This is a genomic window from Actinosynnema sp. NPDC059797 (assembly GCF_042732085.1).
Lineage (GTDB): Bacteria > Actinomycetota > Actinomycetes > Mycobacteriales > Pseudonocardiaceae > Actinosynnema.
The window spans coordinates 1-8,126 of sequence record NZ_JBHWIE010000327.1 but is presented as its reverse complement, the minus strand read 5'-3'; the positions used below and the strand labels follow the sequence as shown (position 1 = coordinate 8,126).

General features: G+C 74.7%; 7 protein-coding genes. 5 read left to right on the top strand and 2 right to left on the bottom strand.

Going from position 1 to position 8,126, the window contains the following annotated elements; genetic code table 11:
* Positions 1 to 259: 259 nt before the first annotated feature.
* The 4 genes from ACFV4N_RS36030 to ACFV4N_RS36015 all read left to right on the top strand — a co-directional run bounded on the left by ACFV4N_RS36030 (position 260) and on the right by ACFV4N_RS36015 (position 3,930).
* On the top strand, positions 260 to 586 hold the full coding sequence (locus tag ACFV4N_RS36030; protein WP_499677143.1) for a DUF3040 domain-containing protein: 327 nt from the start codon (positions 260 to 262) through the stop codon (positions 584 to 586).
* Positions 587 to 785: 199 nt separating this feature from the next.
* Positions 786 to 2,438, top strand: coding sequence for a PP2C family protein-serine/threonine phosphatase (locus ACFV4N_RS36025; RefSeq protein ID WP_499677142.1), 1,653 nt, complete (start codon positions 786 to 788; stop codon positions 2,436 to 2,438).
* On the top strand, positions 2,435 to 3,577 hold the full coding sequence (locus ACFV4N_RS36020; RefSeq protein WP_499677141.1) for a cobalamin B12-binding domain-containing protein: 1,143 nt from the start codon (positions 2,435 to 2,437) through the stop codon (positions 3,575 to 3,577). The genes ACFV4N_RS36025 and ACFV4N_RS36020 overlap by 4 nt, the downstream gene beginning before the upstream one ends.
* Complete coding sequence (locus ACFV4N_RS36015; protein WP_499677140.1) at positions 3,574 to 3,930, top strand: STAS domain-containing protein; 357 nt, start codon at positions 3,574 to 3,576, stop codon at positions 3,928 to 3,930. The genes ACFV4N_RS36020 and ACFV4N_RS36015 overlap by 4 nt, the downstream gene beginning before the upstream one ends.
* A 49-nt stretch (positions 3,931 to 3,979) precedes the next feature.
* On the opposite strand, the gene ACFV4N_RS36010 is transcribed toward ACFV4N_RS36015, so the two are convergent.
* The gene (locus tag ACFV4N_RS36010) at positions 3,980 to 4,363 is read right to left on the bottom strand and encodes a hypothetical protein (protein WP_499677139.1); all 384 of its coding nucleotides are present in this window, start codon (positions 4,361 to 4,363) and stop codon (positions 3,980 to 3,982) included.
* Between the two features lie 118 nt (positions 4,364 to 4,481).
* Positions 4,482 to 7,355, bottom strand: coding sequence for an AfsR/SARP family transcriptional regulator (locus ACFV4N_RS36005; RefSeq protein WP_499677138.1), 2,874 nt, complete (start codon positions 7,353 to 7,355; stop codon positions 4,482 to 4,484).
* A gap of 271 nt (positions 7,356 to 7,626) precedes the next feature.
* On the opposite strand from ACFV4N_RS36005, the gene ACFV4N_RS36000 reads away from it, so the two are divergent.
* Entirely contained in the window at positions 7,627 to 7,824 is a 198-nt protein-coding gene (locus ACFV4N_RS36000) for an antitoxin (RefSeq protein ID WP_499677137.1), read from the top strand.
* The last annotated feature ends 302 nt before the right edge of the window (positions 7,825 to 8,126 follow it).

Genomic DNA, 8,126 nt, shown 5'->3' with positions numbered 1-8,126 from the left:
CGCGGGCCCCCACGGGCGACAGCCCCCCCTCGCAATCCGGGGTGCCAAACACCCACCCCACCCCGGGGCGGCCCACCTCCCCGCCGGCCCACCCCCCCGGTCACCCGGTGTGACCGGTCGGCCGCACCCCTCACCCCGCCGCGTCCGCGAGGCGCCCCCGTGGACGCGGCGGGGCCGTGGACGCCGGATCGGGTGACGTCCGGCATGACACCGGGCGTGCGGGGAACCTCGCGAGGGGCGTCCGGGAGCCGGCGCCGCCGTGGGAACCCGGGTGAAGGCCGGTGACGATGCTGTGGACCTCAACCAGTACGAGCGGCGGCAGCTCAAGAAGATCCAGCGCTGGTTCGAGCACACCGACCCGAGGTTGGTCGCGCTCCTGTCCGGCCGGCACCCGGCGCGCCGGGACGCGTGGCGCAAGTGCGCCCGGCTGGTCGTGGACCTGCTCGGCGCGGTCTGCCTGGTCTCCGGCGTGGTGGTCGCGCTGCCGCTGCTCTTCCCCGGTTTCCTGCTGCTGATGGCGGGCGCGTGCCTGCACACGGCGGCCTGCCGGCACGACGCGCTGCTGCGGCAGGCGCCGGACGACTGACCGCGCGGCTCGCCGGTGACCGACCGGTGACCTGGGGTGATGTCGGGTTCACCGGCCTCGGGGGTCGTGGTATCGACCTCGATCTGGCACCCTGGGAGGGGAACCGAAGTCGGTGTTGCGGTGAGCCGCGGGACTGGCACCGAGCTCGACCGGTGGCGATTGACGAGGTGAAGGGCCCCGGCACGGGTGCCCGAGCGATTTGGAGAACAGTGGCCGCGTAATCCAGCAGCCCGGCGTCGGGGACGACGCGGGCTGGTCGAACGCGCCTTTCCCGGCCCTGGTGGCGGGCGCCGACGGCGCCGTCCTGGCCTTGAACGACGCCGCGCGGGCGTTGTTCCCGCGAGCGGTCGTCGGTGACCGGCTGGACGTGGGCTGCCCGTCGTGGCTGGCCCGCGCCCACGACGAGGTCACCGGGCGGCCCGGCCGGCCGGCCGAGCCGGTGCGCGGCGCGGTGGCGCGGCGCAGCTTCGAGGCCCGCCCGGTCGACGACCGCGGCGCGGTGGTGTGGTGGCTGGTCGAGGACACCGACGCGCGCCTGGCCCGCGAGGAGTTGCGCGTGGAGCGGGAACGCGCCGCGCTGCTCGGCCGGATGTCCTCGGCGCTGTCGACCTCGCTGCACCCGGAGCGCTGCGCGGAGGTCACCGCGCGGCTGGCCGCCGAGCACCTGGCGGACGCCGCGGTGGTCATCGCGCCAGCCCGGTCGGGTGAGCACCCGGTGACGCACTGCGTGCGGGACGGGGCGCCGACCCACTCGACGCCCGCCTTCGACCCCTACGACGTGCCGGGCCTGGGCGAGGCCCTCCAGGGCTTCCCGCCGGTGCCGTCGCGCTGGCTCGACCCGTCCTCGGCGCCGGGGTGGCTGGTGCCGGACGGCTTCGGCGAGGTGGCGTCGATCGTGGTGACCCCGCTGCCGGGGCACGGCGTGCCCGCCGGTGCGCTGGTGCTGCTCCGCGGCGCGGGCCGGCCGGGGTTCACCGAGGAGGAGGAGCGGTTCGCGCGGATGTTCGCGGCCCGCGCCGGCGCGGCGATCTCGGCCGCGCGGATGTTCGCCCAGCAGGGCGCGATCACCGACGCGCTGATGCGCGACCTGCTGCCCCCGGTGCTCCAGCAGATCGGCGGGGTCGAGTACGCGGGCCGGTACCGCGCGTCGGTCGACACCGAGCGGATCGGCGGCGACTTCTACGACGTCCACCCGGCGGCGGGCGCCGACGACGAGGACGGCGAGGCCCTGGCGGTGCTCGGCGACGTGTGCGGCAAGGGCCTGGAGGCGGCCGTGCTCACCGGCAAGGTGCGCACCACCCTCCACGCGCTGCTGCCCCTGGCGAGCGACCACCAGCAGGTGCTCAACCTGCTCAACAACGCGCTGCTGACCTCGCGGAACAGCCGTTTCGTCACCCTCGTGCTGGCCTCCGTCCGGCGCGTCGGCGCGCACGTGCGGGTGCGGCTGACCAGCGGCGGGCACCTGCCGCCGCTGGTGCTGCGGGCCAACGGCGAAGTGCGGGAGGCGGCCACGTCCGGCACCCTGGTGGGAGTGCTGCCCGAGATCACCTCCACCACCGCGGACGTCACCCTCGCCCCCGGCGAGACCTGCCTGCTCTACACCGACGGGATCACCGAGGCGCTGGGCGGCCCGATGGGCGACGAGATGTTCGGCGAGCAACGCCTGCGGGACGCGCTGGTCGACTGCGCCGGCATGCCCGCCGACGCGATCGTCGAGCACGTGCACATGCTCGCCTCGCACTGGGTCGGCACGGGCGAGCACGACGACATCGCGGTGCTGGCGATCACCGCGCCCCGCGGCAGGCACCTGACCGCGGTCGACGGCCACGGACCGGGCCGGTACACGGCGTGAGCACCACCGACACCGCGCCCGCCTGCGCAGACCTGCTGTGGGCTGCGGTGCGCGCGGGCGACGAGCACACCGCGACCGACGTCGTCCTGGACGCGCACGCCCGGGGCCTGGACCCCGAGTCGCTGCTGCTGGACGTCATCGCCGCGGTCCAGCGCCGGGTCGGCGCGGAGTGGGCCGACAACCGGCTCACCGTGGCCGAGGAGCACGCGGCGACGGCGATCAACGAGCGCGCCATCGCGGCCCTGACCCGCGCCGTGCCGCGCCGCGAACCGCACCGCGGGCGGATCACCGTGGCCTGCGTGGACGGCGAGTGGCACGCCCTGCCCGCGCGGCTGCTGACCGAGGTGCTCCGGCTGCGCGGCTTCCGCGTCGACTACCTGGGCGCGCAGGTGCCCACCCCGCACCTGATCACCCACCTGCACCGGACGGGCCCGGACGCCGCGGCGCTGTCCGGCTCGATCGCCACGAGGCTGCCGGCCGCGCACGCCACCATCACCGCCTGCCAGGCCGCGGGCGTGCCCGTGCTGGTCGGCGGCAGCGCGTTCGGCCCGGACGGCCGCTACGCCCGGCTGCTGGGCGCGGACCTGTGGGCGCCCGACGCCCGCACCGCCGCCGACCGGCTCTCCGCGGGGCCCCTGCCCGTCCCGCGCGACGGCCACCAGCCCATCGACGACCTGCCGCACCTGGGTGACCAGGAGTACACGATGGTGTCGCGCACCAGCAGGCTGCTGGTCAAGGCGGTCTACACCGGCCTGGAGGACCTGCTGCCGGTGATGCGCGAGTACACCGAGGCGCAGCGCAGGCACACCGCCGAGGACCTGGGCCACATCGTCGACTTCCTGGCCACCGCGCTCTACACCGACGACCGCGACATGTTCACCGGCTTCACCTCCTGGACTGCGGGCGTGCTGTGGGCGCGGGGCGTCCCGGCCGGCTTCCTGGTGCCCGCGCTGGACCTGCTGGCCGCCGAGTTGCGAGACTTCCCGCGCGCCACCGGCCTGCTCGCCGCCGCCCGCGCCGAACTGCTCAGGGCGCCCGACGCCGGGTCCCCGGCCGCCGGGTCCCGGGGCGGCCCCACCCCCACCCCCCGGACCTCCCGACCCCAGCCCCACGACGCCGACCCCGGAACGACCACATGAACCCACCTCGCACCCTGACCTGCACCACCGTCGTCGACGGCCACACGGCCCGCGTCACGGTCTCCGGGGACCTCACGTACGACACCGGTGACCGGCTGCCCGCCGTGGTCGCCGGGCTGCTCGCCGGTCACCCCGTCAGACGCCTGCACCTCGACCTGGCCGGCCTGGGGTTCTGCGACTCCTCCGGGTTGGGCGCGCTGCTCACCGTCCTGCGCGCGACCACCGCGGCGGACGTCGAGCTGCACCTGGACAACCGACCCGCCACGCTGGACCGGCTGCTGCGGCGCACCCGCACCTACGACCACCTCACGCGCGGTGCCGGGCGGGAGCGCAAGGAGCGGCTCGACCACTGACCGCGGTCACCGGCCCCTCGCGGGCGGGCGCACGACCCGCGGCCGGCCGTCACGCCGGGTGACGAACGCGCGGAGCCGCCCGGCCAGGGTGGCCCCGGGGAGTGACGGCGCTCCCCGGGACCGCGCGCCCAGGGGTCAGCCGAGGTTCTTGCGCATCACGTCCCACTCGGTGGCGCACAGCCCGCACGCGGCGCCCGCGAACTGGGCCCTGCGTGCGCAGGCGCTGGAGCAGGTAGTTCTGGGAGTCTCGGAGCAGGCCGCCGTTCCACAGCGCCACGGTGGTCAGCCGCGGGTCGCCCGCCACCTCGCAGGTCTCGATGCCGCCGCACGACTGGCCCATCACCGCGATCTTGGTGGTGTCGAGCCGGCCGCGGTGCTCGCCGCCGAGCCGGGAGTTCTCCGCGACGGCCCGGTCGATGGCGTCGAGGAGCATGTCGGAGTCGGTCGACCCGGTCCCGCCCGACCCGCCGGTGCCGGCAACCCCCTCCGCCCGGCATGGCTCGGTCCACTGAGGACAGTACGACCATTGTGTCCTCAATGGACTGGCGGGGTCAGGTCCCCTGGAGCCGGCGCTCCAGTTCGAGCAGTTGCTCCTCGACGCGCGCGGCGAGGTGGGGCCGCTGCTGGGCCCGGTACATGTCGATGGCCTCCTGCCACGCGGCGCGGGCCTCCAGCGGCCTGCCCAGCGCCGTCAGGGGGTAGCCCATGCCCTCCAGCGACTCGACCGCGCCGTAGGTGTGCTCCAGCTCGCGGAAGATGCCCAGCGCCTCCTGGTACATCTCCAGCGACTCCGCCGACCGGCCGGTGCGGTGCGCGATGTAGGCCAGGCTGTCGAGGGTGGCCGCGACGCCGTTGCGGTCACCGTGCTTCCGGTGCAGCGCGAGGGCCTGCTCGCAGTACTCCCGCGCCCGGTCGTACGCCTCCAGCTTGGCCGTGTACCAGCCCGCCATGTTCAGCGCGACCGCCTCGCGCGCGTAACCGCCGTCCATGGTGCGCAGGACGCCCAGGGCCTTGAGGGTCTGCTCCAGCGCCCGCTGCCAGTCGTCGTCCAGCTCCCACGCCCACGCCAGCGCTATGTGGGTATGTGCGAGCAGGAAGCTGTCACCGCTCTCCTCGGCCAGGGCGATGGCCCGGTCCAGGTACTCCATGGCCTCGTCGTGCCTGGTCAGCTTGGCGTGGGCCCAGCCGAGGTTGCGGTAGACGAGCACCCGCGTGGCGTGGTCGGCCGCGCGGTCGGCGGCGACCAGGGCCTCCTGCCACAGCCGCAGGTTGTCGTTGAGGTGGCCCCGGCGGACGTGGAACGACGTCAGCACCAGCGCCAGCCGCCACACCGACGGCCACCAGCCGATCTCGGCGGCGGCGTGCTGCGCGGCCAGCAGGCAGGAGTGCTCGACCTGGAACCACTCCATCGCCGCCGGGTCGCCGTCCAGCGGCACCGGGTGGCACCCCGGCACGGGCGGGTCCAGCTGCACCGGCGTGCCGTGCGGGTCGAGCAGGCGGTGCCCGGTGTGCGCGGTCTGCACGTAGTGGTCGATCACGCGGCGCAGAGCGGCGTCCCGGTCGGCCTCGGGGAGGTCGCGGCGGGCGGCTTCGCCCGCGTACCGGCGGACCAGGTCGTGCATCCGGTACCGGCCGCGCGCGTCCCGGCCCACCAGGGACGCCTGCTCCAGCTCGCGCAGCACCGCCCGGGTGGCGACGGGGGACAGGCCGATCAGGTCGGCGGCGGCGTGCAGGCCGATGTCCGCGCCGGGCGCGATGCCGAGCAGCGCGAACGCGTTCGCCTGAGCCGGGGTCAGCGCCTGGTGCGACCACGACAGGACGGTGGAGATGCCGGCGGAGGGGTCCTCGTCGAGCGCCTGGAGGCCGAGCTCGCGCAGCTCGGTGGCGAAACCGCTCAACGGCACGTCGGAGCGCATGCTCGCGCGCGCCGCGATCACGCTCAGCGCCAGCGGCAGGCCGCCGCACAGCCGGATCAGCTCGTCGACCGCCCGCTTCTCGGCGGCGACCCTGGCCCGGCCGAGGCGCGCGGCCAGCAGGGACCGCGCCTCGGCGTCGGGCAGCACGTCCAGCATGAGGTGCGCCGCGCCGTGCGCGGAGATCAGGCCGCTGAGCTGGTTGCGGCTGGTCACCAGGACCAGGCACGAGTCCGTGCCCGGCAGCAGCGGCACGACCTGGGCGGTGTCGACGGCGTTGTCCAGCACCAGCAGCATCCGCTTGTCGGCGATCAGCGAGCGGAACAGCGCGGCCTGGGCGTGCGGCGCGACCGGGACGCGGCCCGGGTCCACGCCCAGGGCGTCGAGGAAGCCGCGCACGGCCACCGCCGGGTTCATCGGCTCCCGGTCCGGGCTGAACCCGCGCAGGTCCACGAACAGCTGCCCGTCCGGGAACCGGTCGGCGTAGCGGTGGGCCCAGTGCAGCGCCAGCCAGGTCTTGCCCATGCCGCCCGACCCGGCGATGGCCGAGATCACCATGGTCCGGGCGGTGCGGGACGCGCCCTCCAGCGCCGAGTCCAGCCGCGCCAGCTCGTCGTGCCTGCCGACGAACGAGGTGGGCGGCGCGGGCAGCTGGCGCGGCGTCACCGCCTTCTCGGCGGCCGGCGGCACCCCGCGCGGCGGCGCGAGCAGCGACGGGTCGGAGTTGAGGACCCGCTGGTGCAGGTCGCGGAGCGCGGCGCCCGGCTCGGTGCCCAGCTCGGTGACCAGGCGGGTGCGGAACCGCTGGTAGTGCTCCAGCGCGTCGGCCGCCCGGCGGCCCCGGTACAGGGCCAGCACGTACTGGCCGGCGACCCGCTCGTCCAGCGGGTGCTCCGCGGCCAGCCGCGACAGCTCGGCCACGAGCTGCTCGCCCTGGCCCAGCCGGAGCCGGCAGTCGACCAGGTCCAGTTCGACGGCGAACCGCTCCTGGTGCATCCGGTCGCGCTCGGCGGTGGCCCAGGCGCTGTCGACGCCGGTCAGCGCCTCGCCCCGCCACAGGCCCAGGGCGGTGGTCAGCAGTTGCTCGACCCGCGCGTCGTCGTCGGCGGTGGCGGCGGCCCGGGAGCGGAGGTGGTGGAACCTGTGCAGGTCGACGGCCGTTCGCTCGGTCAGCAGGGCGTAGCCGCCCGAGCGGTGGACGAGGCTGGCGGTGGTGGCGGTGGCGGTGGCGGTGGCGGTGGTGGCGGTGGAGGTTGTGGTGGTTGTCTTGCTCGTGGGGCTCGCGGCCAGTGCTTGGCGGAGGCGGGAGATGTAGCTGGACAGCGTCGCGTGCGCCCGTCGCGGCGGGTCGACGCCCCACACCCGTTCGACCAGCCGTTCGGCCGGCACCACGTGGTTGACGTCCACCGCCAGCGCGGCCAGCACGCACCTCTGCCGCGCCGGGCCGAGGTCCACCGCCCGCCCGTCGACCTGAGCCGTCACCTCTCCGAGCAGGCCGATCCCGACCGCCATCCCACCCCCACGCGAACGTCTTCCGACACCGGGCTGACCAGGGCATTGCAACATCGTTCAAACGGAACGCAAGATCCATCCCGGATAGTTCCCCATAAGGCGGCCCGTTGACCTGGGGGAGCGGGTCGCCTCCCAAAGCCTCCCACAAGCGCCATTCGTCCTCACTCGTTCGGGGGACTCAGGGCGTGTCCGCGTCACAGCCGCGCCCGGCCGGGTAACCCCCCGCCGTGAGTGTCCACGAGGGACACCTGCGGAGGAGGTTCGAGCGGGCATGGGCATCGGAGACAAGTTCGACGAGCTGAAGGACAAGGCCAAGGACGCCCTGGGCCAGCACGGCGACAAGGTCGACCAGGGGATCGACCGGGCCGGCCAGGCCGTTGACGAACGGACCGGCGGCCAGCACTCCGAGCACATCCAGCAGGGCACGGAGAAGGCCAAGGAGGGGTTGGACCGGTTCGGGCAGCAGTGACCTGGGCTTGACGGTCCGGATCGCTTGGTTTGTCCGGATTATCGAGATGTGAGAGGGCCGTCCTCGTGGAGAGGGCGGCCCTCGTTGTGCTGGTGCCGATCAGGGGGCGGGCAGGCATCACGGACGGCCACCCGAATAAGTGCCGTACCCCTACGGATCACCACCCTGATTGTTCTCGGACGGGTGTCGCCTGACAGTGGGCGTGCCGCTTCACCCCTGCCGATCACTGGGTCGGGCGGGAAGTCGGGGTCCCTGCCGCCGACTTCCCGGTCGGCGTGTCGCCCGGCGGTGTGGGGGTGACT

What these genes read in the sequence shown, in the direction of transcription:
- ACFV4N_RS36005 (WP_499677138.1), bottom strand. Translation starts at nt 7,355, where the DNA reads ATGGCGGTCGGGATCGGCCTGCTCGGAGAGGTGACGGCTCAGGTCGAC.
- ACFV4N_RS36000 (WP_499677137.1), top strand. Translation starts at nt 7,627, where the DNA reads ATGGGCATCGGAGACAAGTTCGACGAGCTGAAGGACAAGGCCAAGGAC.
- ACFV4N_RS36015 (WP_499677140.1), top strand. Translation starts at nt 3,574, where the DNA reads ATGAACCCACCTCGCACCCTGACCTGCACCACCGTCGTCGACGGCCAC.
- ACFV4N_RS36010 (WP_499677139.1), bottom strand. Translation starts at nt 4,363, where the DNA reads ATGCTCCTCGACGCCATCGACCGGGCCGTCGCGGAGAACTCCCGGCTC.